A 25,949-nucleotide genomic window follows, 5' to 3' on the forward strand; every position below is an offset into this window, starting at 1 on the left:
ATATCACATAAAATGGTATCGATTCCACTCAGGTCTAAGTTGAGCTGAATGGTATCGAAAAAGGACTGATGCCATTCAGAATTAATCTGCGCGGTACCAGAAGAGTAAAAACGCGTTATTCAATTGTTGCATATTTTTATCTAACATAATTATTAGCTCCTTTAAATAACTTAGCTAAAATATACGCTTGCAAAATGAAAAAAGCAACACAAATTTATCATTTAATTTTAATTTAATAATTAAACGTTACTAATATTTGTAAGCGTAACGTAAATAGAAGTTTGTCAATTTCAATCCGCAAATCATATTATTTAGAAACTAACTGATATAATTAGGGTATGAGATAGGATGGGGTTAGTTGATAGGCATCTAATTTGATTTCCTCAGATTACAGTCCCCCCGGACTATTGATTGTTCGTCAAAATTATCCAGTTCGCATTAATGAACTGGATAATTTTTTTATGTGCATTGATGGTCTATGAAAATTTGACTACATAAATATCTTAAGAAAGCGCCCAAAATTTATTTTGGGGCTTTTTTAATCGTCTTTATTAGCACGTCTAATAATTTTGGTATATACAAATTTAAATTTTCATTAAATAAAGACTTGTCAAACAACTCTTTATAGTAGAAGATTATTTATAGATAATTTTATGCTATAAAGAGGGGGCGATTATATGGCAATTGAAATACAACATTTAACTAAGCAATTTGGCACTAAGACAGCCGTTGATAACCTATCATTAACGCTTAACGATGGGCAAATTTTAGGGTTAATTGGTCAAAATGGGGCGGGAAAAACAACAACCTTTCGAATGCTACTAGATTTTATTAAACCGGATAATGGTAAGATTCTTTTTGATGGTCAGTCAATTACACCAGCCATTCGGCAAAAAATTGGCTTTTTACCTGAGGAACGTGGGTTATATCAAAAATGGACTGTTGAACAACAAATGCAGTATTTTGGTGAATTACATGGGATGAAAAAGGCCACAGTTAAAAGTGAATTAAAACGTTGGCTAGAGCGTTTGGAAGTTGTTGGTAAACCAACTGATAAAGTCCAAACGCTCTCAAAAGGGAACGCTCAGAAAGTCCAATTAATTGCAACGCTCATCTTTGAGCCACAATTACTCATTTTAGATGAACCATTTACGGGCCTAGATCCAGTAAATACGTCCTTAATGATGCGCGAAATTAAATTACTACGTGATGCTGGAGCACGCATCATTTTCAGTGCCCATAATATGGCTAGTGTGGAAGAACTTTCCGACCATTTATTAATGCTCAAGCAAGGAAAGACCGTGTTAGCTGGTGAAACAAATGCGATTCGTGAAAGTTTTGGGCGGACGCGTGTTTACTTGGAATCAGATGTTAGTGATGCTGACTTATTACAAATTGACGGCGTTGAAGCGATTAGTCAGGCCAATCTTGGGCGGGTCTTAAAGTTACGCGATGAAGCGGCGGGCCATGCTGTTTTTGAACGAGTGACAACCGTAAACAATTATGTGCCAGCATTTATGCAAACCCCACCATCATTAGATGAAATTTTCCGCACAGAAGTTGCGGCTACGGAGGTGGAACTATGAAAAGACCATGGTTAATCGTTGCTAAACAAACATATCGGATTCGGATTAAGTCATTAAGTTACTGGATGTTAGTATTATCACCGTTGTTATTAGCCGCTTTTTCAATTGGCATAGGTATCTTTTTTTCAAGTGCTAGTTCTAGTCAAGATAAAGCAACCTTAGCAATTGTGCAACAACCACAATTAACGCAAACACTCAAGCAATCAAAAGCACTTGATGTCAAATTAACAGATGTCACAACTGTTGCAACCGCCAAAAAACAGCTCAAGCAGGCCGATATTGATGGCTACCTCGTTAAAAATAATACGGATTACCAATTGGTAACTTCTGCAACTGGCAGCAGTACAATTAATCAAGCAACGCTAACGACGGTTTTAACACAATTCAAAATGGCAGCTACGGCACAATCACTCAATATTTCTGCTGATAAATTACAAGCGTTAACCGCCCCCGTCAATCTTAAAGTCCAACAGATGAATCATGAAAATAAAACGACTAAAGGCGGTAATAGCCAGGCTAATTCAACCCTTAGTATCAGTATTGGTGTCTTATTTTTCATTATCTTATTGTTTTATGTTCAAATCATCGCCCAAGAAATTGCTAATGAAAAGTCATCACGTATCATGGAAATTTTGTTAGCAGCGACTAGTGCAGCTAGTCAATTCTACGGTAAAATTGCGGGTGTCTTTGCTTTAGCCTTAACGCAAATGCTACTTTATGTAGTTGTCGGTGGTGCTGCGATTAACATCTTTAGTGATAATCGTATTTTAAAAAGTGCCAAAGCAATCTTTAGTAACATTAGTTGGCAGTTTGCTGCCGTTACGATTGTCATGCTATTACTTGCTATCGTGATGTACTTAACTTTAGCAGCGATTATCGCTTCGCTAGTAAACGACCAAAGCCAAGTACAACAGGCAGTCCAACCAGTTAGTTACCTTACAATGATTGGTTATGTCTTATCATTTATTGTTACGAGTGCACCACATAATATGATTATTAACATTGCTTCTTATATCCCATTCATCTCGCAAACTTTAATCCCAAGTCGCTTAGCGCTCAATTTTGTGAGTTATCCGCAAGCGTTTATCGCCATTATCTTACAGGTAATCGTGGTTATTTTGATATTGATGTTTGGGTTAAAAATCTATCAACGCAATGTTTTGGAATATTCCGATGAAAGTATTTACAAGCAATTGCGCCAACTAATGCATCGCAAATCATGAAATAACTAAAAAGAACTTCTAAGTAGAAGTTCTTTTTTATTAGTTAAGACTCCTTTTTAGCGCTTACAATCCGACTAAGGAAGGTGATAATTGAATTAAACAACATTTGAAAGTGAGGGCCGTTTATCTTGGAAATCTTTGGCTGTAATCTTGATGCGGATGGGAGATGTGAACATTACCATTTACCGACTGATATTGCCGCCTTGAAATGTGCTAAATGCCAACAATTTTTTGCCTGCTATACTTGTCATGATCAACTACGGGACCATACATTTGTTGCGAGTTCTAAAACGGACTTAGCGGTAATGTGTGGTGTATGCAAAACGCTCATGAATTTTACTAGTTATACGCGTGGAAATTGTCCTAAATGTCAGCATCCTTTTAATCCTAAATGTCGGCTCCATTATGATACCTATTTTAGTGATTAATGTTAGTTACTACTTTATTAAACTACTTAATTTTAATTAAAGCAGCTTGAGTATCGGGGGTCGTTGAGCTAAAGTATTTATTCAGGCACGCGATTGTGCTAATTTTTAGAAGGATTTGCCAACGGGCAAGCGGATTAAATGGAACTACTTATTATCATTATTGCTATCATTGGTGTAGCGATGTGGTTTTCAAATCGCAATGGCGAAACAATGTGGGGTGGCACTCCAATGTTGGGGTGTGGTGTCATGGGATGTTTAATTCCTATTATTGGAATTGTACTTATTTTGGGACTGGTGCATAGTATTTTTGGTTTCCACCATTATTATGGTGGTTATGGCTATCACAGTTTCTTTTCACCATTTGGCTTCCATCCATTCTTCCACCTACCATTTTTTCACCATTCGTATTATGAACCAACTTACCATTATGGGTATCACTCATACTATCACGCACCAATTGTGCATGAATATCATATTTATCACCACCATGTCTAAACTATTCAAAAAGCTAGCAAAATCAATTTTGCTGGCTTTTTTGTTAGCTGTTTTAATATGACAGCATTATTAATTATAAACTTACAACCATTATTTCCCGCATAAAACGACTATAATAAAGAGCATAATTTAGTATGTAATTATAAAAGGGGGACGGTCATGACACAACGTGAGACGGAACAACAACTTGAGCAATTGGGCGCTTTTGAAATCAGTGATGAGATGCTAACATTAGCCCGCCATAATGCAAAAAGTAACGTGTTTTTAAATGCAGGCCGGGGGAATCCGAATTGGATTAATAAACAGGCGCGATTAGCATTTAATCGGTTAGTTGAATTTGGGATTAGTGAGTCAAATCGGACTATCAATGATGGCAATTTAGGTGGCTATACAATTAAAGATGGGATTTATGACCATTTAATTAGCTTTTTGCAACCTACAAATAACGCTACTGATGCCTTTATCAGCCAGGCGCTTCAATATACAAATACCCATTTAAAACTCAATTTAGATGACGTTGTGCATGAACTTACGGATGGGGTGCTTGGTAATAATTACCCGGTTCCAAGTCGGGTATTGTATAATACAGAAAGGATTATTAGTAGTTATTTAACGAAAACGCTTTTTCATGGGGTTGATTTAAGTACACCCACCCAAATTTTTCCAACTGAAGGGGGGACGGCTGCAATTGTGTATCTTTTTAATTCGTTACGGGAAAATCATTTATTGGAACCGGGTGATAAGATTGCAATTAACACTCCAATTTTTACGCCGTATTTACAGATTCCGACACTAAATGATTATGAGCTACAAGAAATTGATTTACGCTCAACAGAAGAGAATAACTGGGAAATAAAAGTAAGTGAAATTGAAAAATTAAAGGATAAAACGATTAAAGCGTTATTTTTAGTTAATCCATCAAATCCAGGTGCTATGGCTTTTGATCACGCTGCTTTGGTAGCAATTCAAAAAATGGTTACGGCTAATCCAAATTTAATTATTATTACCGATGATGTCTATGGAACGTTTGTTGATGATTTTCAATCGGTATACGCCATTGCGCCACATAATACATTATTAGTTTATTCATACTCAAAATTATTTGGGGCAACTGGTTGGCGCTTAGGACTGATTGCGGCCCATCGCGATAATGTCTTTGATCGTTTGATTCAACAGTTACCAAGTAAAACCCAAGCGCTATTGAATCACCGTTACGCAATTAATGTCGTCAATCCCAGTCAAATGCCGTTCATTGAACGCCTTGTTGCCGACAGCCGTTCAGTAGGGCTATATCACACCGCTGGTTTATCCACGCCACAACAAATCATGGAGGTGTTATTTTCACTGACGTATTTAATACATGACGGTCAAACAGATCCATATATCGAGACGGCCAAACAAATTGTCCACCGTCGGTATCATTTGCTGTATCAAAATTTAGGGTTACCGGAAAATATTAGTCGCCAAAATTCAAAATATTATGCTTTGATTGATATTTATCAATTAGCCGAGTTACGTTATGATGCGGCCTTTCGTGATTACTTAGCAGAAAACTTTGAACAAGTTGACTTCCTATATAATTTGTCACAAAAAAACGGAGTCGTATTAATGGATGGAGTTGGCTTTGGGGCTGAGGCAGGAATTTTACGTATCTCACAAGCTAATTTACCAGATGAGGATTATGGCTTAATTGCTCAACAAATACTAGAATTACTCGCTGAATACCATACGCATTTTAAGTGCCGTTAATATGTATTTTGTATACTTTTATGTTTTGCTAATATAAGTCATAAGTAAAAGTATTAAGAATTTATTATTTCGAAGTAATTGCATACCTTTTGCGTTAAAATTGCATTTATACAAAAACTTAAATTAAATAAGTTACGGTAAAAATATTACTTCGGAGTGTGCTGCATATGAGCATTGAATCAAATCAAAAAGAAATGGAACACCAATTAGAACATCTTGGAGCTTTTGAAATTAGTGAAGAAATGTTGAAATTGGCACAACATAATGAAAAAAATAATGTCGTAATGGATGCGGGACGTGGTAATCCTAACTGGATTAACACTAAAGCTCGCTTGGCGTTTGCCCGGATTATTGAATTTGGGGTGGCTGAGTCACGGCGGACAATTTTAAAAGGTGATTTAGCTGGCTATACAACCTTAACTGACATTTCAACACGATTTGCTCAGTTTCTTGATGCTGGTGATAGTACCGATAACTTTTTGCTTGAATCGCTCGAATATGTAGCTAATCGCTTCAATATTAATCGTGATGAATTTGTCAAAGAAATGGTTGATGGGGTCATTGGGAACAATTATCCGGTTCCAAGTCGGGTCTTAAAACATTCCGAAAAAATTCTTAACGCTTATTTACAAGAAACCCTTTATAACGGTGTCGATTTAGCTGAGCAAACCCACGTATTCCCAACTGAAGGGGGCTCAGCGGCGATTGTCTACATTTTCAATTCATTGCGGGTTAATCACTTGCTTGCCCCTGGAGATAAGATTGCCGTTAGCACACCTATCTTTACGCCATATCTACAAATCCCAGTGTTAAATGAATATGACATGGTTGAAGTAGATTTAAGTTCATCTGAAGAAGCTAACTGGGAAATTCAACCAACTGAATTAGCTAAGGTTAGCGACCCGGACATCAAAGCATTATTCTTAGTTAATCCATCAAATCCTGGCGCAATGGCACTTGATGAACGTGCATTAGCGCAAATTAAGCAGTTAGTGGTCAATAATCCGGATCTAATTATTATCACTGACGATGTCTATGGGACCTTTGTTAACGATTTCCAAACTGTTTATTCAGTCGTACCCAACAATACATTACTGGTGTATTCATACTCAAAATTATTTGGAGCAACTGGTTGGCGAGTAGGGATGATTGCCGCGCACGAAGACAATGTTTTTGACCGCTTAATTAGTCAATTGCCAGCTGAACAACGCGCCGAACTTGACGCACGCTATGCATTAAACGTCTTCGCACCAGCTAAGATGCAATTTATTGATCGGATTGTCGCTGACAGTCGTGCCGTTGGGTTGTATCATACAGCCGGTCTTTCAACACCACAGCAATTAATGGAAGTTTTATTCTCATTAAACTTCTTACTTGAAGCTAACAATGGTGATTATTATGTTGAAGCGTCTAAAGCGATTGTGGCCAAACGATATGCGGCCTTATTTGATAGCTTAGAAATTCCTGCTAATATTAGTCCATATAATTCTAAATATTATGCTTTAATCGATGTTTATCAATTAGCTGAAAAACGATATGACGTAGGTTTCCGTGATTACTTAATGGCCAACTTTGAACAACTTGATTTTCTCTACAAGCTTTCTGAAAAAAGTGGGGTTGTAGTAATGGATGGTGCTGGTTTTGGAACTTCAGAAGGGGTTATCCGTGTTTCGGAAGCTAACTTACCAGATGAAGCATATAGCCAAGTTGCCATCGCCATTTTGGAATTACTTGCTGATTACAATAACGAATATCTGAATGCTTAAAGGTTAGGCGTCAGTTACTGCTAAACCTGAATATATTTATAATATGACAATAGCCTCCCTGAAGAATTTCTTCAGGGAGGCTATTTAGTGTATTATTTGATTATGCTGACTTATGGCCTCGCTCTGTTTGTATATTATACAGGGGGCCGTTGCAATTGCCGCAAGACGTTGACAAGGGTGTTGATTTCCCGCGGATAATCCGCATGGTGTTGCAACATGTACAATACAAGCATTTGATTGAGGGCTTGGATTTGAGCGGCACTTTGGCCATTTTCATTAGCCAAAATTGATTGCCGCAATTGTTCAATACGATCGTAAATCACCGGAATATTTTTTATTTCAAGATCAGTGACAGCATGTTCTAAGACTGGAAGTAAGTGCGTATATTGATATGTTTTCATCATACAACCTCCTAACATTGGCTTATCATCACCGTAGCACAGTTAGTTTAAAAGTACAATGTTGCTTATGACCAACCAAGTTCATAATAGGGAATATGTTGGTCATAAAGGTCCAATGCTAATTTACGATCATTAATTAAAGTTGTTGGTAATTGGTCCCGAGACCACCAAGATAAGCCGGCATTTTTATGTGGCTCCATCACTTGAGGGGTTCCAGTATAATTTAGCACTTTAAAATAACCGTTGAAATAAACATTATCCGTATCTAAGTCATGCTTATGAATCATTGTCACAAATTCTAAATCATCTGGTACGACTGTGATACCTAATTCTTCTGCTAATTCGCGACAGAGGGCTTGCGGTAATGATTCACCGGCTTCGACATGCCCAGTTGCAGCTAAATCATAGGCGCCATCTTGATATCCTGTATTTTGGCGTTGTTGTAGTAAAATTTGTTGGCCATCTTTTGATAGAATAATCGCAAAAATGGCACTAGGGGTTTGATAACGAACTTTCATGTTGTATGGACTCCAATCGATTTAGTTAAACTCACCGCCACCGGGAAACATCTTGCGAATACCACCAGCGGGATGCGGATCATCACCCGAGTAACGAGGGATAACGTGGACATGCGCATGCATCACCGTTTGGCCGGCTGCTGGTTCAATATTGACACCAATATTATAGCCATCCGGATGAAAATCATGGTCAAGTAATAACTTTGCTTCATGCAGTAAGTTATTAACAGCGACTAATTCAGGCGTTGTTAAATCAAAGTAATTGTCCCGATGTGTTTTAGGGATAATTAATAAATGGCCAGTGCTTACGGGATAACGATCCCAAAATGCTCCGGCTAAATCATTTTCGAGGACAAAAGTAATTTGTTCACGTTGACAAAAAAGACACGTTGGTTGCTTCATCGAATTTACCATCCAATCAACTTCAAATTTACCGCTTGCTAGGCGGATAATAATATTATTTTAGCTGAAAATAGCTTAAGTGCAAAGAACATAAAAAAGTACCGGTATTTGAACGCACCAGTACTTAGTAGCTAGCCAAATAATATTGAAAGTTAAGAAGCAACAATCCCCTGAAACTGATTCTTAACCAGCACTTGGAAAATTCCCCCGAATTTTTCTTGCACCTTTAACTAGTGCCTTAAGTCTAACACACTTTCTGGAAATAATACGTTATTTCACACTAATTATTTAAATTCATTCTAAATAATTTGATTTATACTAAAAAGTATCCCAAAAAGCATGTATAATAATGTAAATATTATATTATCGTACTATTAAGAAATACATTTGAGGATAAAAGGAGAACTGCATGCAATTTGAGTTAAAACACGTGGGTATCATACGTGAGCAAAAACATATTCTACAAGATATTAATCTAACAATTGCTAATGGTGATTACATAACTGTTACTGGACCATCAGGGAGTGGTAAAAGCACTTTAGTAAAAGCGTTAGCAAGTTTAATCGATCCTGATGAAGGGGTGCTTTCTTATAATGGTCAAGATATTATGACGCTTAATCCGATTGAATATCGCCGTGAAGTCTCTTATTGTGTCCAACAACCAATCTTGTTTGGCGAAACGGTACGTGATAATTTTGCCTTTCCATATCAGATTCGTAAACAAGCATTTGATACTGCCAAAGTTGAAGCTTACTTAGAGCAAGTTCAATTAGATGCCCATTATTTGGACCAACCAATCGCAAGCTTGTCTGGTGGTGAACGTCAACGGGTTGCTTTATTACGGAATGTCTTATTTGAACCACGGGTCTTGTTATTAGATGAAGTAACAACCGGATTAGATACTGTTAACAAAACAATTATTCATAATTTGATTGAGCAATTTAATCGTGAACAAAAAATTACGATTGTCCAAATTACGCATGACGCTGAAGAAATTGCGATGGCTAATCGTTTACTTAAAGTTGTTGATGGTCGGATAAGTGATGAAAGTGGGGTTATCTAAAATGGGAATTGCTGTTAACAACCAATCATTATTTTATGCTGCCTTACTTGTTGTAATTGCCCTTTATATTGCCTGGCATGAAAAATTGGGCCTCGATAAAGATATGATTATTGCTGTTATTCGAGCGGTTATTCAACTAGTTATCGTCGGGTATGTGTTGCGTTACATTATTCATTTAGATCAATTATGGATTACGTTAATTATGGCGATGTTCATTATCTTTAATGCTAGTTATAACGCAATGAAGCGTAGTGCTTTGAAGTCATTTAAAATTCCACTAGCCGCGATTGCGATTGGGACCAGTATTACGCTTAGTGGCTTAGTTCTTGCTGGAGCGATTAAATTAGTGCCATTTCAAATTATTCCAATTACAGGCATGATTGCTTCCAATGCGATGATTGCTGTTGGGTTATGTTTTAAGACGATGGATCAAGCATTCAAAGATCAACGTCAACAAGTTATTGAAAAATTAACTCTCGGGGCTGATTTAAAAGATGCGACATTACCAATTATTCGTCTAAGTATTAAAACTGCGATGCAGCCAACGATTGATGGGGCTAAAACAGTCGGAATTGTCAGTTTGCCAGGGATGATGTCGGGGTTGATTTTTGCCGGTGTTGATCCAGTGCGGGCAATTAAATATCAAATTATGGTGACCTTTATGTTACTATCAACCGCTAGTATTGCTTCATTCATTGCTGCCTATCTTGGTTACCGTGAATACTTCAATGCACGTAAACAATTAAAAATATAACGATGCGTTATTAGCGATGATAAACTTAAATAAAACGTCTTGGTCAATATACCAAGGCGTTTTATTAGTCTATTCATATGATATTGGTAAGCACATCCAGTTTTAACAGGTAACAATTCAAAACTGTGCAATTGGTGGTATGTGCGTGATAGAATAGTATTCAAATTATCGGGATATTACTAATTACATGTAATAAATAACAATAAGGGGGATTGTTATGCCTGCGCAGTCGATTGAAGTCATCAGTGCAGAAAATCAACATTTACAGCAACAATTAGATATGGATTATGCGCATTATTATCACTGTTATGCACAGTATTTAATTGATAATGGAGCTTTTTGTCCGCCATTGATTCTTGAAGAACAAAAACAAACGGTTTTACAACAAATCATTCAATTACAAAAGACCAATCAAGTATGCCAAGCGTATTACCAATCAAGTGCCGTTGAACTTGCACGTAATCACTTGGCGCAAACACCACATTCTGGGCGGAGCTATTTAAAAGCTGGGTTATTGTTTGCTCTTACGTTTGCTTTTCCCCAAGTCCTAGGGCCGGAGCACATGTTTGATTTAAGTGGCACAATCTTATTTATGGTCTTGGGTGGCGCGGGGGCGATTTTGATTTGCTATATCTTGGCGCATGTCAAAGATATTTTTCAAGGAGTACTTAGTTGGGGTGTTGTAAGTTTAGTGACTTTGCTAAATTTAGTTTTAGCGTTACAGGTGCATACTAATGCGGTCTATCATTTGAGTGGCCCCGTTGGGATGATTAGTTTAGCGTTAATTACATTAGTAGCCGTGTTACTCGATCCGATATCCGGTTATGAAAATACCTTTGATCGGATTGTCTTAATTTTAACAATTACTAACACATGTTTAGGTATGCTAGCAATCATTATCAATACGGTGACGGTCAAGGAAGGTGCTAATCCCTTGGCTAATAACTGGGTCGCGATGATTTTTGCAATGCTAGTCTTATTTAGTACCATTCTGATGTGGCGTTTAATTAAATATTTCCGTTAAAGAATGCTGGTATGCTGTTGGATAACTGAACTAACCATTGTTACCTACAATTAAATTTTGCATACGTTACCGTAAAATTTAAATTAATTCAGCAAGGTGCTAATGGCGCTAAATAGTATTAACAATTAAAGGCAATAAATAAAGCTTATTGCTATTACCAAATAAATTAAAATACCTAGTATCAGTAATAAACGATACTAGGTATTTTTTAGTAATTAATGCATATTAAGGGTAAGTTTGTGCCGAATTAAGTAGTAAAGACTGCCAATAATTAGGGTCCAAATGAGCCAAGAAACAAGCGTAATGCCATCACCAATAATTGTGAATAGTTCTCGTTGATGACCAAATATACGGGCTAAAATTGAAAAAGTATCAAATGGTAATAACCAATGACGAAGACAAGTAATTAAACCTAAAATAAAGCCGGTTTGCCCAATGGCAATCAACCACGTAAAATTTTTGTACATAATAAACCTTCTTAATAAGTAATAGATAGAGTGTAGCATGCATCATTTAGTTTACGGTTCGAGTTAGAATAGGTGGTCAAATATTGATGATAAGACGTTAGTATGTGGTAGTGACTTTAAGGATAAGCTAAATAATTAAGATGGTTAGCGCTGCTGGACTTAGTACATTAAGCTAGGTGTTCGTGTTGTTATTTTATGTCGGTAATGACACTCTTTTTAAAAGATGGTTTTTGAGTCTAGTTAATAAGGTGTTTAACGACACTATATAATAGAAGGAAAAATAAAAAAAGGTTCTTGCAAACTACTTGCAAGGACCTCTTTCTATTATTAATTAACCTTTATTATCACGTAATTGTGCCACTAATTGCGCATCTGGGGTTATATACATTGTTGATTGACCTTCAAAAATTACATATCCCGGTTTTGAACCATTGGGTTTCCGTAATAATTTAGCAGGGAGGTAATCAACTGGCACATTGGCTGATTCACGAGCTTTTGAGAAGTAAGCAGCGAGGGTTGCACCTTCTAATAAGGTTTGCTCACTTGGATTACTATCATGAATAATGACGTGCGAACCGGCCATTTTTTGCACGTGTAACCAAATATCATTGCGAGCGGCCGTTTTAAGACTTAATTTATCATTTTGTAAATTGTTCTTACCGACTTCAATCAAAGTGCCGTCTGTCGCATAGAATTTTTCCGGTTGAGAAATTTGCAAGCGTGCTTTTTTATTTTTAGCTTTATTGCGAATGTAACCTTCCGTCGTTAATTCTAGGCGAATTTCATTAATGTCTTTTGGACTAGCAATTTCAATTTGCGCCATAATATTTTCAAGGTAGTTAAGCTCGTGTTGAGTTAAGGCAATTTGTTCATCAACATACGCCACGGCTTTTTTTAACTTATTGTATTTGGTGAAATACTTTTGTGCATTTTGCGAAGGCCCAATTTGATTACTTAACGTAATTTTCATTGGTTGTTCGTTATCGTAGTAGTTAGGTAATGTAATTTCCGTCATCCCACGTTCAACTTGATAGAGATAGGTCGTTAGTAATTCACCTTTAACTTTAAATTCATCCGCATGTGCAGAGGCATCTAATGTTTGTTCAAGTTTTTTAAGCTTGGTCTTGTTTTTCTTAATTTCGTTACGGACGACTCGAATAACGTTACCAGCTTGTTGTTGCACACGGTCACGTTCGGCACGGTCGGCGAAATAGACATCCAGCATTTCACCAAGGGTAGCAAACTCACGAACGGTTCCCGGAAGAGTTAGCCATTTAAAGGGTGCAAAAACGACTTTGTTGTTGCTTGCTAAATCAATTAATTGGGGGCTTGGTGTGCCAAAATTAGCTAACCAGTTTTGAGCATGGGCCATGGCATCCCTAGGTTCATGGACAACTGTTGCTAATTCGAGTGCGGAATCAAACGCAAATCCTTGAAAATGGCCTTGAATCGCTTTTGCTAATTCTTTTTGGTCTGGAATATCTAAAATGAAATTCGCTAAACCTTGTAAAGATTCATATGGATTAACCACGTCTTGTTTAGGTGGCGCAATATATTGGGCGCCAGGGTATAGGGAACGAACCCGATTTTGATCAGCTGAAACGTGTTTAATTAATTCAATAATTTTGTTCGTTTTTTGATTGACCAAAAATAAATTCGAGTGACGACCCATCATTTCAAGAATCAAAACGACTTCTTCCAAATCACCAAGTTCATCGTGTGTTAAAACAGACAACTTAATAATCCGGTCGTTTTCAACTTGTTCAATTTTTTCAACTTTAGCACCTTCAAGATGCTTACGGAGCATCATTGCAAATGAAGGTGGTGTCGTTGGGTTAGCATAAGGGATATTCGTAATTTGGGCACGCGCAAATGTTGGGTGTGCTGATAATAATAAGGGGTAGTTCTTCCCATTACTGCGGATTACTAAGACTACTTCTTGGGGATATGGTTGGTGGATTTTGGCAATGCGCCCACCAACTAAGAGCCCTTGAAGTTCCGTAACCATCGCATGGGTAAATAAACCATCAAAACTCATTGAGCATGTTCCTCCGTATGTAAATAATTCGATAGTTACCATTATACCGCATTTTAAAGCGATTGGAGATAAAGTTATGTTCACGCCAAGTAGCACGCTTAGTAAACTTTAATATTTACTGAATATGTGCATGCATTTAGTTAATTAAAATTAATAAAAATATAGTTGGTATACACAATAAGCTAAGTTTATGATAAACTAAGAGAAAATCAATTTAAGTTAACCGAGGTACAGGCGGCATTATGAAATCTAGTTTGGATGCATTGCGTGATAGTGAAAAAATTCAACGTAGCGCACTAATGAAAATTACCAAGCACCACAATTTAACCATTGCAGAATGGCAACTTTTATCAACGATGATGGCAGGGTTTGATACGCAAGATAAATTATCAGCGGAAACTGGATTGGATACATCGACTTTATCCCGCCAATTAAAAAGTATTTTCGCCAAAGAATTTGTCGATAAGGTCGCAACCGGTCGTGACCGTCGCCAATTGGTATATTCAGTATTACCTAAAGGAAGCGATGCGGTATTAGCAATTAATAGCGAATATCAACAATTGGAGCGAGTTATTTTTGATAAATGGTCTAACGAAGAAATTAACATGTTGCGAATCCTGCTCAATCGTTTAGAAAAATCAATGGGGCGGGTTGCTGAATAATTAAAATTTTATCAACTAATTTGACAAGCTGTTTAAAAAAACAGTATGATAGAGCAATACTTTGATATTGAAAACTTTTGATATCGAAAATAAATTATTGCTAATAGACTTAAAGAAACGAGGGTTATTGAATGAAAATCGCCGTGGTTACTGATAGTACTTGTTACTTAAACGACGAAGAAGTTGCGAATAATAATATCACTGTTATTCCAATTCCAGTGATTGTTGACGGACAAGTATACGAAGAAGGCGTAACAGTTTCAAATGCTCAATATTACGATATGTTGACGCACTCACAATCATTTCCATCAACATCACAACCAGCAATTGGTCAATTGATCAATGTCTATGAAGGTTTGCGTGACCAAGGGTTTGATACAATTATTTCAATCCACTTGTCATCAACAATTTCTGGGATGTACAACACGGTTGTCAATGTTGCTAGTCAAATTGAAGGGGTTAAGATCTATCCATATGATAGTCAAATCACGATGCGTTTGATGGGGGAATTAGTCGTTGATGCTGCCCGGATGGCGGCAAATGGTGAAACACCAGCAGCTATCTTGACAGAACTTGATAAAGTGCGCAAAACAATCAAAGAATTTTTTGTGGTTGATGATTTGCAAAACCTTGTTCGTGGTGGTCGTTTATCTAATGCAAGTGCCTTTATTGGATCAGTCTTGAAGATTAAACCTTTACTTACGTTTGATGATAACACTCATGAAATTGTCGCGTTTGAAAAAGTTCGCTCAATGAAAAAAGCTCGTAAACGAGTTGAAGAATTGTTCGCTGAGGTTATTACTACCGTCCCATATACGATTAAGTTAACTGTTTATCACGCTAATGCACCCGAAGTAGCCCAAGAATGGTTTGCTGAATTGAAACAAACGTATCCAACATTATCAATTGAAATTGCTGAAATCGGTCCAGTTATCGGTACTCACCTCGGTCAAGGCGCCTTAGCACTTGGCTGGGTTCAAGATACTTCAGTAAACTAATATAAAACCTAATTATTTTTTGATAATGGCTTAGTGATATTTAAATTATTATTTGATTGCTATTTTTTTGAATCTTCATTTATATGGTAAAATATTTATCAGATGGAGATTTCATATTTACGCTAATGGAAGATTCCCGTCAACGGAATCTTCCATTTTCATTCCCATGAAATCCAATTAGGAGGACCAAATGAAAATTGGTATTGATCAAATCGCCTTTGCAACAAGCGATAAGTATCTTGATTTAACAGACTTAGCACTTGCCCGGGATACTGATCCGAACAAATTCTTAATCGGAATTGGTCAAAGTGAACAAGCAGTAATTGGTAAAACCCAAAATATTGTGACGTTAGGAGCTAGTGCCGCAGCGCAAATTATTAACGAAAGTAATCGTGATGCCATTGATATGGTACTTGTTGCTACGGAATCAGGGATTGATAATTCCAAATCAGCGGCAGTTTATATTCAAAAGTTACTTAATATTAACCGCTATGCCCGGACTTTGGAACTTAAGCAAGCATGTTACGCTGGAACCGCTGGCTTGATGTTTGCCCGTGACTTTGTGGCTAGTCATCCTGATAAGCAGGTTTTAGTGATTGCAGCGGATGTAGCCCGCTATGGTATCGATACACCTGGGGAAGTTACCCAAGGTGGTGGGGCGGTCGCAATGCTGGTTAAAGCTAATCCACAAGTTATTAGTTTAAATGACGATAGTGTTTACATGTCAGATGACGTGATGGATTTTTGGCGGCCAATTTATCGTAGTGAAGCCTTAGTTGATGGGCATTTTTCTGCTAATATCTACCAAGATTTCTTTAAAGAACTTTGGGATCGCTACCGTGCGACAACTGGACATGCAATTAATGACTTCAAAGCGTTTGCATTCCATTTACCATTTACTAAAATGGGCCTCAAAGGATTACGTGAAATTTTGCCAGAAGCTACTGAGGAGCAGCAAGTTGCTTTATTAGCCGAATTTGAAGCAAGTCGTGTATATAACCGGCGGATTGGTAACTTATATACTGGTTCGCTCTACTTAAGTTTAATCTCTTTACTTGCTAATGGTTCCGTTCAAGCCGGTGATCGTTTAGGACTATTTAGTTATGGTTCTGGTGCTGAAGGTGAATTTTACTCAGCTACCGTTGAAGCAGGCTTTAAACATGGGTTACAAACTGATTTTAACGCGTTATTTGCTAATCGAACGAAGGTCAGTGTCGCCGAATATGAAGAACTCTTCGCAGCTAAGGCGCCGACTGATGGACAAAATGTCATGTTTGATTTAACCAATGATCATAGTCCATTTGTCTTTGCCGGTATCCAAGACGAAAAACATATTTACAAAATCAATCAATAGTCAAAAAAACGGTTTACGCCTTAGTAAGCCGTTTTTACTTGCTTTTTTAAATCAAAATTAGAAAACGTTGTTTATTTTTATAGTTGTTGATAGCATTATAGAATGATATATTAAAAGTATTGTAGTTTGATTAAAAACTAAAGCAAAATACGTAATTAATGTTTTACATTAAGAAAGGAGTTTTTATGGATATATTCCGCAAGCTAACTTGGTTCTTCAAAGAACAAAAAGCGATGTATATTCGTGGGCTACTTGCATTGATGATGACGGCCTTTTTAAACATGATTCCGCCATTTTTAATCGGTTATACCGTCAATCAGATTGTCGCTCATAGTTTGACACCGCTAAAGCTAGCTTTAATTTTATTGGGGGTCGGTGCAGAAGCAGTAACATTATATGCTTTTCGTTACATTTGGGCCGTTCATATTTGGGGTGGTGCAACCTATCTTGAGCGCAAATTACGCCAACGACTATATATGCATTTTATGCACATGGATACGAAGTTTTATCAAAAATACCGGACCGGGGATTTAATGACGCGCGCAACTAATGACTTAATTCAAATTCGCCAAGTTGCGGGGATGGGGATTTTGACATTAGTTGATTCGTTGACAACTGGAATGGTTACCATCATTACAATGGCTTTTGTAGTTGATTGGCGTTTAACATTAGTCGCCATTTTACCATTTCCGTTATTAGCAATCATGTCAATTAAGCTCGGCCATCGGATGCATAATGCTTTTGGTGATCAACAACGTGCATTCTCTAAGTTAAGTGATAAGGTGCAAGAATCACTTTCAGGGATGAAAGCCATTAAGACATTAGGACAAGAAGCCCAAGACATTGAAGATTTCAATGCTCACAATGGCGCTTTGATGAAGGCATATAAAAAGGTCGAATTTGTCTCTGCTTTATATGACCCATTAACAACAATGATCATCGTCTTGGCCTATGTGGTAACGATTGTTTATGGTGGTTGGATGGTCTTGCACCACCAAATTAACATTGGGCAATTAGTATCCTTTATTTCATATCTTTCAATGTTAATCTGGCCAATGTTTGCCATTGGACAATTATTCAACATTATTGAACGTGGGAATGCGTCTTATGACCGGGTGATGGATATTTTAAGTAACGAATCTCACATTAAAGACGCCGCTCAACCCGTAACGATTCCAGCCCAAGGGGATGTACATTTTGCCATTAAACAATTCCAATATCCTGATGATCCAGAAATTGCGTTACAAGATATTGATGTCACTGTTGCGGCAGGACATACATTGGGAATCGTCGGTCAAGTTGGTGCTGGTAAAACATCGCTCTTAAAACTGCTCCTCCGTCAATATGATAATTATGATGGTGTCATTACCTTAAATGGGGCTGACATTCGCCAATTCCCGCAAGACACATACTTACGAGCCATTGGTTATGTCCCACAAGAAGGCTTCTTGTTTAGTACATCTATCAAGGAAAATATTCGCTTTACGTGTCCGGATGCTAGTGATGAACAAGTCCAAGCGGCTGCTCAAAAAGCAGCTTTCCATGATGATATTATGAAGATGCCGGCTGGTTATGAAACGGAAGTTGGTGAACATGGAATTAGTTTATCAGGTGGTCAACGGCAACGTTTGACGATTGCGCGGGCACTCCTTATTGATCCAGAAATTTTGATTCTTGATGATTCATTATCAGCCGTTGATGCGCGGACGGAAGCGGCCATTTTGGATGTTTTAAAGCGTGAACGAGCTAACAAAACAACCATTATTGCCGCCCACCGAATGAGTTCAGTAATGAATGCGGAAAACATCATCGTCTTTGATAACGGTCAGATTAAAGAACGGGGTACGCACAGTGAATTACTCGCTAATCACGGTTGGTATGCCATGATTTATCAGCAACAACAACATGGGATGAGTGAAACCACAGAAGGGGGTGAAGCCTAATGGCTAAAGAACAATCAATTTGGACAGAAAAATTAACTTTTAAAGACCAAGTTAAAGTCATTAAGGGTTTATTGCCATTTGCTAAACCCTATAAGTGGTATTTCATTAGTGCGATTATTGCCATTGGGTTTGTCTCAGCGATTAACGTCTTATTACCACGAATTTTGCAAGAACTGATGAATCAATACTTGATCCATCTTGATACGAAGTTCCAAGTCTTAATCATTTTTGCGTCCGTTTACTTTGGTGTTTCACTATTAAAGGCGATCTTGCAATTTATCCAAGAATATCTATATGGCTTGGGTGGAGCATATGCTGAAGTAAATACGCGTGAAAAACTATATCGACACCTCCATACATTGGGGATGCGCTATTTTGACCAAAATCCCGCAGGTTCAATTTTGTCACGGGTCACAAACGATACCCAAGCTTTATTTGAAATTTGGCGGTTGTTCATGCTTGTCTTGATGGGACTATTTGGATTATTGGCATCATATTATGCGATGTTTATTACCAATGCTAAGATTGCCTTGGCTCTATTGGTTTTCCTACCATTTTTACTTGGTGCTATCTTTTACTACCAACGTGTAAGTTCCAAAGTCTATGGTGGTATGCGTGAAAAACTTTCCCAATTAAACGCTAAAATTGCCGAATCAATTAATGGAATTAACGTCATTCAACAATTCCGGCAAGAAATGCGCATGGGGAAGGACTTTGCGGTAACCAACGACGAGTATCAAATGGCCCGTATTCGCATGATTAAAACGGAATCACTGTTACTTAATCCATTGATGAACTTATTCAATGGGTTAGGTATCGTTATAATTTTGGGAATGTTTGGTTGGCATTCAATGGATGCCGCGGTTGCAGCCGGGACCGTGTATGCGTTTATTTCTTATTTGAATAACTTCTTTGCACCAATGAGTGAAATCATGCAAGAATTAGCTTTATTCCAAGATGGTTCAGTAGCGGGAGTACGTGTGTTACGGATTTTGCAAAATCAAGAACTTGCACCGGCGCAAGTGGCACAACCACATGGTCAAATCACGCAAGGTAAGATTGAATTTAAGAATGTGACATTTTCATATGATGGTGTTCATCCAATCTTGAAGAACTTATCTTTTACGGCTTTACCTGGCCAAACCATCGCCTTAGTTGGCCATACTGGTTCCGGTAAAAGTTCTACAATTAATGCTTTAATGCGGTTTTATGATTTTCAGGAAGGGCAGATTTTAATTGATGACCAAGATATTCGTGAATATCCAATTGCTGAAATTCGTAAAAAAATGGGCTTAGTTCTACAAGAATCATTCATGTTCTACGGGGATATTAGTTCTAACATTCGCATGTTTAATCAAGCTATCACCGATGACCAAGTTAAGGCAGCTGCTGAATTTGTGCAAGCTAATCGCTTTATTGAAGAACTGCCTAAGCAATATGCCGAACCAGTTATTGAACATGGAGCAACTTTCTCAGCTGGTGAAAAGCAATTACTTAACTTTGCACGGACAATTGTTACTAATCCTAAAATTTTAGTGCTTGATGAAGCGACTGCCAACATCGATACTGAAACTGAAGTGACAATTCAAAAAGCATTGGCAAAAATGCGTAACAATCGGACAACGATTGCGATTGCGCACCGGTTATCAACGATTGAAGATGCTAATTTGATTTTGGTGCTTGATCAAGGTGAAGTTATTGAACGTGGAACCCACGCTGAATTATTAGCTTTAAATGGTAAGTACAAAGAAATGTATGACCTTCAAGGTAAAGAAGCATAAATTAAAAACGACAGAAAATTTTCTGTCGTTTTTTTATTGGCCACCTTAAATTTAATAAAAAATAACCGATAGCTTTTATTAAGGAATTAGTACATAGACAAGCCAGATTAAAAAATAAAGAAACGAGGTAGCAAGATGGTTAGTACTAGCGGTTTAGGTGGTGCCTACATGGGGCAATATTCAGGTATCAATAATCAAACCATTGATCAATTAGTTCAAGCTGAATCAGCCCCCATGTTGTTAATGCAACGCCAAGTGCAACAAATTCAAAGTAAAGAAACTGCGTGGGGCGATATTCGTTCACGCTTAAATAATTTATTAAATAAAATCACCGTCCTCCAAAAATCCGACACCTTTAATTCCAAAGTAAATACTAGTAGTAATGATAAAATCGCAACGATTAGTGGTGATAGTACTGCGGCACAAGGTAGTCATGACTTAATCGTTAAACAATTAGCTACTAATACTAAACTGACAGGCGCCCGCATTTCAGACGTTAAAAGTAGTAAAGAACCGCTTAACGTGACGGGAACCTTAAATCTCGCACTAACTTATCAAGGTACTAGTGACATTACCGATAGTAATGGGAAGCCATTAGTAATTCCGGACACGCCGGCAGTAGGGAGCACGGTTGAAAAATCAAATTTAGCAATCGACATTTCCGCTAACGACACAATTAGCAGTATCGTTGACAAGATTAATAGTCACAGTAAGGACAGTAATATTCAAGCATCGGTAGTTGATAATCATTTAGTTATTAAGAGTGATTTGGCGGGCAATTATGCGATTAAAACAACTGGGCTAACTGAACAGTTAGGTTTGGATAATGCTAAGCAAACTGCTGGTCAAGCCGCTGTTTTCTCTATTGATGGTCTCGAAACGACGCGTAACAGTAATAGCATAACTGGCGTTTTAGATGGCGCAACAATTACATTGACGGGGGTTAGCCCTAAAGCAGCAAGTGGTGACGCTAACGAACTACAACCAACCACAATTGGATTAACCAATGATGATAGTAAGTTTCAAGGTGCCGTCAATGACTTTGTTAGTCAATACAATAGCTTGATGGGTTTAATTAAAGCAGATTTAAATGTCGGTGATCCTACTAAATCGGATAACCAAACAAGCGCCTTGGCTGGTGATAGTGATTTAATTCAATTACAATCACAGTTACAACGACTTGTAACCCCATCGGCAACTAGTAAGGATTCACACAACTTATCCGCCAATGGGGTTGGTCTTTCTCTCGTGGATAAAGAAGGAACGTTAGGCTTTGATACGACAACATTCCAAAAAGCATTAAAAAATAATCCCCAAGCAGTTAAAGATTTCTTCTACTCCGCTGATATTTCTAACGTCACAGGGACAACTTCAAACGAAAAAGGTTATGCCACGGTGTTAAGTAAGTTTGCTAATAGCTATTTATCAACGTCAACTGGTAAAGCCGGCATTATTGCAACTAAAACCACGAGTTTTGATATGACTATTAAGGACTTGAACAAACAAATTGATGCTTTTCAAGATCGTTTAATCGCTAAACGCCAACAATATGTTAATCAATTTACCGCTTTAGATACCTACATGATGCAAGCTCAATCACAGTTAAATTACTTTAACCAACAAATTGGTGCTAATACCAATGATAACCATTAAAAAAGCCGGGGAAATTTAATCCCCGGCTTTTTTTAATATCGATAGCACACCTTTTAAGGCCGCTTTTTATTTAACCTAATTGACCGTTCAACCACGCTTTAACAATAATAATTGCCAAGCCTAGTATAATCAAAAATACGGCTAAGGCTGACATGGCGGGATTTTTTGAACGGTAGACACTATAACCCCACATTGGCTCACGAGGAGTTAGCATCATTACAATTGCCTCTAGAACTGTAATAATAATCCCCAACAAAATGACGAAATCCATGTTTCATCCTCCTATATCGCTTGCACGTTCTAACTATACCGTTATTATAACAATATTTTGTGGGACTGTGTAAACATGAGTTGCGAACGTGTGTTCACGTTGCTATAATTAACCATTATGAAAAGAGAACAAACTAAAAAGACCGTATTAAGCAAAGAAGAGCGCCAACGGATATGGCAGCTTTTAACACCAGCCCAACAAGCTGTCTTAAATGAGCATGTCCGTTACCGGCAAACATCATTGTTCACTAACAGTAATTTATTGGGCGAAAGTACTGATTGGGAATTTGTCGCATATAATCTCAATGAAAATTATGATAGCCACGATGGTGAACAATTGTTTTGTGATTGTGGTCGCCGATTAAAACACCAATATATTTTACAAAACCAATCAAGTGGTAAGGTTCTTAAACTTGGAATTAGTCATTTTGCTGATCATGCTCAGATTCCTGAACCAATTATGCGCCAACTCCAAACCCAGATTCACCAATTGAATTTTGGCTTAGATGAAACTTTACGGCGCTATCGTCGGGGGGTGAAGTTAAATGCAAATGTTAAAGCGTGGCTATTAACACAAAAGACACATCGTTATACGCCATTTACGCGTGAATATGCGGAAGTTGATTTACCGTTAACCGTTGAAGATACATATGCAATTCGCAATGCCTTTGCTCGTTATGAACGCCATCAGGCTAAAGCCCAAGAACCAGTTGTAAAACGGACCCGGCGAACAAAAAAAGTTAAAAAGGCTGAGAATCAAGCTAAGGTTAATCTATATCTAAAAGCATTTGATTGGTAATTAGTGACACTTGTAGTTAATAAGCAAGTTCGTGTATAATGTAGATTACTGAAATTTTACAACCTTCAAATTGTAATGATTCTCAGAATCTAAAGAAATGATGGTATTGTTATGACACAAGATAACAGTCAAACACGAGTAGTTGTTGGTATGTCTGGTGGGGTCGACTCATCAGTTGTGGCACAAGTGCTCAAAGACCAAGGATATGATGTCGTTGGTGTATTTATGAAAAACTGGGATGACACTGATGAATTCGGTGTCTGTACTGCAACAGAAGACTATAAAGATGTTGCAAAAGTGGCGGATGAAATTGGAATTCCGTACTACTCAGTGAACTTCGAAAAGGAATACTGGGACCGCGTGTTCCAATACTTCCTTGACGAATACAAAAAAGGACGTACTCCTAATCCAGACGTAATGTGTAACAAGGAAATCAAGTTCAAGGCTTTCTTGGACTATGCGATGGAACTTGGAGCTGATTATGTGGCAACTGGACACTATGTCCAAGTTGAAAAGGATGAAAATGGCATCACACACATGCTCCGTGGTGGGGATGCTAATAAGGATCAAACTTACTTCCTTTCACAATTATCACAAGAACAAATTAGTAAGGTTATGTTCCCAATTGGGCACATGCAAAAAAGCGAAGTGCGTAAAATCGCTGAAGAAAACAATTTGGCAACAGCTAAGAAAAAAGATTCAACTGGAATTTGCTTCATCGGTGAACGTAACTTCAAGGAATTCCTTAGCAATTACTTACCAGCCAAAGAAGGGCGCATGATGACTTTTGATGGTCGTGATATGGGACCACACGCTGGTTTGATGTACTATACGATTGGCCAACGCAAAGGTCTTGGTATTGGTGGTCAAAAGGGTAATGAAGATCCATTCTTCGTTGTTGGTAAAGATCTTGAAACTAACACATTGTTTGTTGGTCAAGGTGATGACAACAAGTACTTATTTGCCACGCATTTGGAAGCTTCTGAAGTTAGCTTCACAACACCAATTGATCGAGGCTTGGAATTCCACTGTACTGCGAAATTCCGTTACCGCCAACAAGACACTGGAGTAACTGTTAAGCTTAATGCGGATAAGACATTGGCAACGGTTATCTTTGATGAACCAGTTAAGGCAATTACACCTGGTCAAGCAGTTGTCTTCTATGATGGTGCTGAATGTTTCGGTTCAGCCATTATCGATCGTGCGTACAACGCCGAAAAAGAACTCCAATACGTTTAAAATCAATTGTAAAATTCCAGCAGATTATCAGCTTCTGCTGGTCTTTTGCTATTTAATAATCTAAAAAAATATTGAAAATCGACGCGAATCCTAGTGATTGTTACAAACAAGCATATAAATATGCTAAGATAAGGCAATAAATAGTTAAGAAAGTTGGAATAATTATGGAACACGGATACGTTAAAATTTGGGATGCTGAAAAAGGCTTTGGCTACATTGAAATTACCGGTCAAGATGATATCTTTGTACACTTCTCAGGAATTGTTAGCGATGGCTTCAAAGCTTTAAACGTTGGTGACTACGTTGAATTCGTAGTTGTTGAAGGGGTTCGTGGCCCCCAAGCTGCTCAAGTTCGGGTTATTGATGCCCCAGTAGCTGACTAATTAGGGGAGGCAATTATTATGGATTTTGCAGAAAAAGTTATTGGTCGTGAATTAAAATATCACGGTGCCATTATCGACGTCGAGGTCCAAACGGTTGAATTACCTAATGGCCAAATAGCAGCCCGTGATATTGTCCACCACTGTCCCGCAATTGCCATTTTGGCTATCACCAATGATAATAAAGCCATAATTATGCGGCAATGGCGGACTGCATTAGCAAAAGAAACGCTCGAGATTCCGGCTGGTAAAGTTGATGCTCGTGATACTAATCCGCTTGAAACAACCATTCGGGAATTGAATGAAGAAACACGAATGCAAGCGGCCCATATTGAAAAGATTAGTAGTTTTTATCTTTCATCTGGCTATGCTGATGAAATGATGCATTTATATCTTGCAACCGGTTTAAGTCCAGTTGATGATGAATTACCACAAGATGATGATGAAAATCTAGCCCTTAGTACGTATACACTTGATGAATTAGCCGACTTAAACGCGCAAGGCTTACTTGATGATTCTAAAACACAAGTGGCATATTGGTATTGGGCGGCAAATCAAGCATATGTAAAGGGGTTACTCAATGGATAAAGATCCAATTACCCGTAAAGGGTATCGGGAATACCAACAAAACCAACAAAAAAGTGAGCCTTTAAATCAAGATACGAGCTTCCGGCGAATGCAAGATGGCCGCTATGTTGATGAAAATGGTGAAATTCATACACGGATGGATAGTTTGGCGCAAGAACCTCAAGGGGAAAGTGAACGTCAAACAGCGCAACGTTTTGCCAAAAACAAACGTTATGAAATGGATGAATTCGGGCGTTTAACGTCACTTGGTAAGCAACAACGCCTTAAGTTTCGTTTGAATATAGCGATTGGTGTTTTAGTAATATTAATTATTGCAACATTTTTAATTTTACGCTTTGTCGATTAATTAGTTTATGACATTGTAGTTT

26 protein-coding genes are annotated in these 25,949 nt (G+C 37.8%); 20 read left to right on the forward strand and 6 right to left on the reverse strand.

Annotation, left to right across the window (positions count from 1 at the left end):
- Nucleotides 1-677 precede the first annotated feature (677 nt).
- The 6 genes from LQZ75_RS01630 (at nt 678) to LQZ75_RS01655 (ending at nt 7,247) form a co-directional block, all read left to right on the forward strand.
- Complete coding sequence (locus tag LQZ75_RS01630; RefSeq protein WP_230096100.1) at nt 678-1,586, forward strand: ABC transporter ATP-binding protein; 909 nt, start codon at nt 678-680, stop codon at nt 1,584-1,586.
- Entirely contained in the window at nt 1,583-2,809 is a 1,227-nt protein-coding gene (locus LQZ75_RS01635; protein ID WP_230096101.1) for an ABC transporter permease, read from the forward strand. Before LQZ75_RS01630 ends, LQZ75_RS01635 begins: the two co-directional genes overlap by 4 nt.
- A 128-nt stretch (nt 2,810-2,937) precedes the next feature.
- Nucleotides 2,938-3,237 (forward strand): CHY zinc finger protein, encoded by a 300-nt coding sequence (locus LQZ75_RS01640; protein ID WP_230096102.1) that lies wholly within the window; start codon nt 2,938-2,940, stop codon nt 3,235-3,237.
- Between the two features lie 138 nt (nt 3,238-3,375).
- Entirely contained in the window at nt 3,376-3,732 is a 357-nt protein-coding gene (locus tag LQZ75_RS01645) for a hypothetical protein (protein ID WP_230096103.1), read from the forward strand.
- A 159-nt stretch (nt 3,733-3,891) separates the two neighbouring features.
- Nucleotides 3,892-5,481, forward strand: a complete 1,590-nt coding sequence (locus LQZ75_RS01650; protein WP_230096104.1) for a bifunctional aspartate transaminase/aspartate 4-decarboxylase — start codon at nt 3,892-3,894, stop codon at nt 5,479-5,481.
- A gap of 167 nt (nt 5,482-5,648) precedes the next feature.
- Complete coding sequence (locus LQZ75_RS01655; RefSeq protein ID WP_230096105.1) at nt 5,649-7,247, forward strand: bifunctional aspartate transaminase/aspartate 4-decarboxylase; 1,599 nt, start codon at nt 5,649-5,651, stop codon at nt 7,245-7,247.
- Between the two features lie 134 nt (nt 7,248-7,381).
- Here the strand turns inward: LQZ75_RS01655 and LQZ75_RS01660 are convergent, their stop codons facing one another.
- The 3 genes from LQZ75_RS01660 to LQZ75_RS01670 form a co-directional block, all read right to left on the reverse strand.
- The gene (locus tag LQZ75_RS01660; RefSeq protein WP_230096106.1) at nt 7,382-7,651 is read right to left on the reverse strand and encodes a hypothetical protein; all 270 of its coding nucleotides are present in this window, start codon (nt 7,649-7,651) and stop codon (nt 7,382-7,384) included.
- A 62-nt stretch (nt 7,652-7,713) separates the two neighbouring features.
- A complete protein-coding gene (locus tag LQZ75_RS01665; protein WP_230096107.1) occupies nt 7,714-8,166 on the reverse strand; it encodes an NUDIX hydrolase in 453 nt (150 codons plus the stop codon).
- A 21-nt stretch (nt 8,167-8,187) separates the two neighbouring features.
- The gene (locus LQZ75_RS01670; RefSeq protein WP_230096367.1) at nt 8,188-8,568 is read right to left on the reverse strand and encodes an HIT family protein; all 381 of its coding nucleotides are present in this window, start codon (nt 8,566-8,568) and stop codon (nt 8,188-8,190) included.
- A 409-nt stretch (nt 8,569-8,977) separates the two neighbouring features.
- On the opposite strand from LQZ75_RS01670, the gene LQZ75_RS01675 reads away from it, so the two are divergent.
- From LQZ75_RS01675 to LQZ75_RS01685, 3 genes are all read left to right on the forward strand, one after another.
- The gene (locus tag LQZ75_RS01675) at nt 8,978-9,631 is read left to right on the forward strand and encodes an ABC transporter ATP-binding protein (RefSeq protein WP_230096108.1); all 654 of its coding nucleotides are present in this window, start codon (nt 8,978-8,980) and stop codon (nt 9,629-9,631) included.
- Nucleotide 9,632: 1 nt separating this feature from the next.
- On the forward strand, nt 9,633-10,385 hold the full coding sequence (locus tag LQZ75_RS01680; RefSeq protein WP_230096109.1) for an ABC transporter permease: 753 nt from the start codon (nt 9,633-9,635) through the stop codon (nt 10,383-10,385).
- A 217-nt stretch (nt 10,386-10,602) separates the two neighbouring features.
- Nucleotides 10,603-11,409 carry a hypothetical protein gene (locus LQZ75_RS01685; RefSeq protein WP_230096110.1) on the forward strand — a complete coding sequence of 269 codons (807 nt, stop codon included), beginning with the start codon at nt 10,603-10,605 and terminating at the stop codon, nt 11,407-11,409.
- Nucleotides 11,410-11,624: 215 nt separating this feature from the next.
- On the opposite strand, the gene LQZ75_RS01690 is transcribed toward LQZ75_RS01685, so the two are convergent.
- On the reverse strand, nt 11,625-11,876 hold the full coding sequence (locus LQZ75_RS01690) for a hypothetical protein (protein ID WP_230096111.1): 252 nt from the start codon (nt 11,874-11,876) through the stop codon (nt 11,625-11,627).
- A gap of 331 nt (nt 11,877-12,207) precedes the next feature.
- On the reverse strand, nt 12,208-13,914 hold the full coding sequence (locus LQZ75_RS01695; RefSeq protein ID WP_230096112.1) for an NFACT RNA binding domain-containing protein: 1,707 nt from the start codon (nt 13,912-13,914) through the stop codon (nt 12,208-12,210).
- A 242-nt stretch (nt 13,915-14,156) separates the two neighbouring features.
- Between LQZ75_RS01695 and LQZ75_RS01700 the strand changes: the two genes are divergently transcribed.
- The 6 genes from LQZ75_RS01700 to fliD all read left to right on the forward strand — a co-directional run bounded on the left by LQZ75_RS01700 (nt 14,157) and on the right by fliD (nt 22,305).
- A complete protein-coding gene (locus LQZ75_RS01700; protein ID WP_230096113.1) occupies nt 14,157-14,576 on the forward strand; it encodes a MarR family winged helix-turn-helix transcriptional regulator in 420 nt (139 codons plus the stop codon).
- Nucleotides 14,577-14,707: 131 nt separating this feature from the next.
- A complete protein-coding gene (locus LQZ75_RS01705) occupies nt 14,708-15,574 on the forward strand; it encodes a DegV family protein (protein ID WP_230096114.1) in 867 nt (288 codons plus the stop codon).
- Between the two features lie 190 nt (nt 15,575-15,764).
- Nucleotides 15,765-16,928, forward strand: a complete 1,164-nt coding sequence (locus LQZ75_RS01710) for a hydroxymethylglutaryl-CoA synthase (protein WP_230096115.1) — start codon at nt 15,765-15,767, stop codon at nt 16,926-16,928.
- Nucleotides 16,929-17,113: 185 nt separating this feature from the next.
- Nucleotides 17,114-18,871: an ABC transporter ATP-binding protein gene (locus LQZ75_RS01715; RefSeq protein WP_230096116.1), complete on the forward strand. Its 1,758-nt coding sequence runs from the start codon at nt 17,114-17,116 to the stop codon at nt 18,869-18,871.
- Complete coding sequence (locus tag LQZ75_RS01720; protein WP_230096117.1) at nt 18,871-20,652, forward strand: ABC transporter ATP-binding protein; 1,782 nt, start codon at nt 18,871-18,873, stop codon at nt 20,650-20,652. Before LQZ75_RS01715 ends, LQZ75_RS01720 begins: the two co-directional genes overlap by 1 nt.
- A 135-nt stretch (nt 20,653-20,787) precedes the next feature.
- Nucleotides 20,788-22,305 carry a flagellar filament capping protein FliD gene (gene fliD, locus LQZ75_RS01725; RefSeq protein ID WP_230096118.1) on the forward strand — a complete coding sequence of 506 codons (1,518 nt, stop codon included), beginning with the start codon at nt 20,788-20,790 and terminating at the stop codon, nt 22,303-22,305.
- Between the two features lie 70 nt (nt 22,306-22,375).
- Here fliD and LQZ75_RS01730 read toward each other — a convergent pair whose 3' ends face one another.
- Complete coding sequence (locus LQZ75_RS01730) at nt 22,376-22,576, reverse strand: hypothetical protein (protein ID WP_230096119.1); 201 nt, start codon at nt 22,574-22,576, stop codon at nt 22,376-22,378.
- 117 nt (nt 22,577-22,693) lie between these two features.
- Here LQZ75_RS01730 and LQZ75_RS01735 point away from each other — a divergent pair, with 117 nt between their 5' ends.
- The 5 genes from LQZ75_RS01735 to LQZ75_RS01755 all read left to right on the forward strand — a co-directional run bounded on the left by LQZ75_RS01735 (nt 22,694) and on the right by LQZ75_RS01755 (nt 25,927).
- Entirely contained in the window at nt 22,694-23,374 is a 681-nt protein-coding gene (locus LQZ75_RS01735) for a hypothetical protein (protein ID WP_230096120.1), read from the forward strand.
- A gap of 111 nt (nt 23,375-23,485) precedes the next feature.
- Nucleotides 23,486-24,613, forward strand: a complete 1,128-nt coding sequence (gene mnmA, locus LQZ75_RS01740) for a tRNA 2-thiouridine(34) synthase MnmA (protein ID WP_230096121.1) — start codon at nt 23,486-23,488, stop codon at nt 24,611-24,613.
- Nucleotides 24,614-24,777: 164 nt separating this feature from the next.
- Nucleotides 24,778-24,996: a cold-shock protein gene (locus LQZ75_RS01745; protein ID WP_230096122.1), complete on the forward strand. Its 219-nt coding sequence runs from the start codon at nt 24,778-24,780 to the stop codon at nt 24,994-24,996.
- Between the two features lie 18 nt (nt 24,997-25,014).
- Nucleotides 25,015-25,581: an NUDIX hydrolase gene (locus tag LQZ75_RS01750; protein WP_230096123.1), complete on the forward strand. Its 567-nt coding sequence runs from the start codon at nt 25,015-25,017 to the stop codon at nt 25,579-25,581.
- Nucleotides 25,574-25,927, forward strand: coding sequence for a hypothetical protein (locus LQZ75_RS01755; RefSeq protein WP_230096124.1), 354 nt, complete (start codon nt 25,574-25,576; stop codon nt 25,925-25,927). The genes LQZ75_RS01750 and LQZ75_RS01755 overlap by 8 nt, the downstream gene beginning before the upstream one ends.
- The last annotated feature ends 22 nt before the right edge of the window (nt 25,928-25,949 follow it).

The sequence above is a fragment of the Periweissella fabaria genome, assembly GCF_918814575.1.
GTDB lineage: Bacteria > Bacillota > Bacilli > Lactobacillales > Lactobacillaceae > Periweissella > Periweissella fabaria.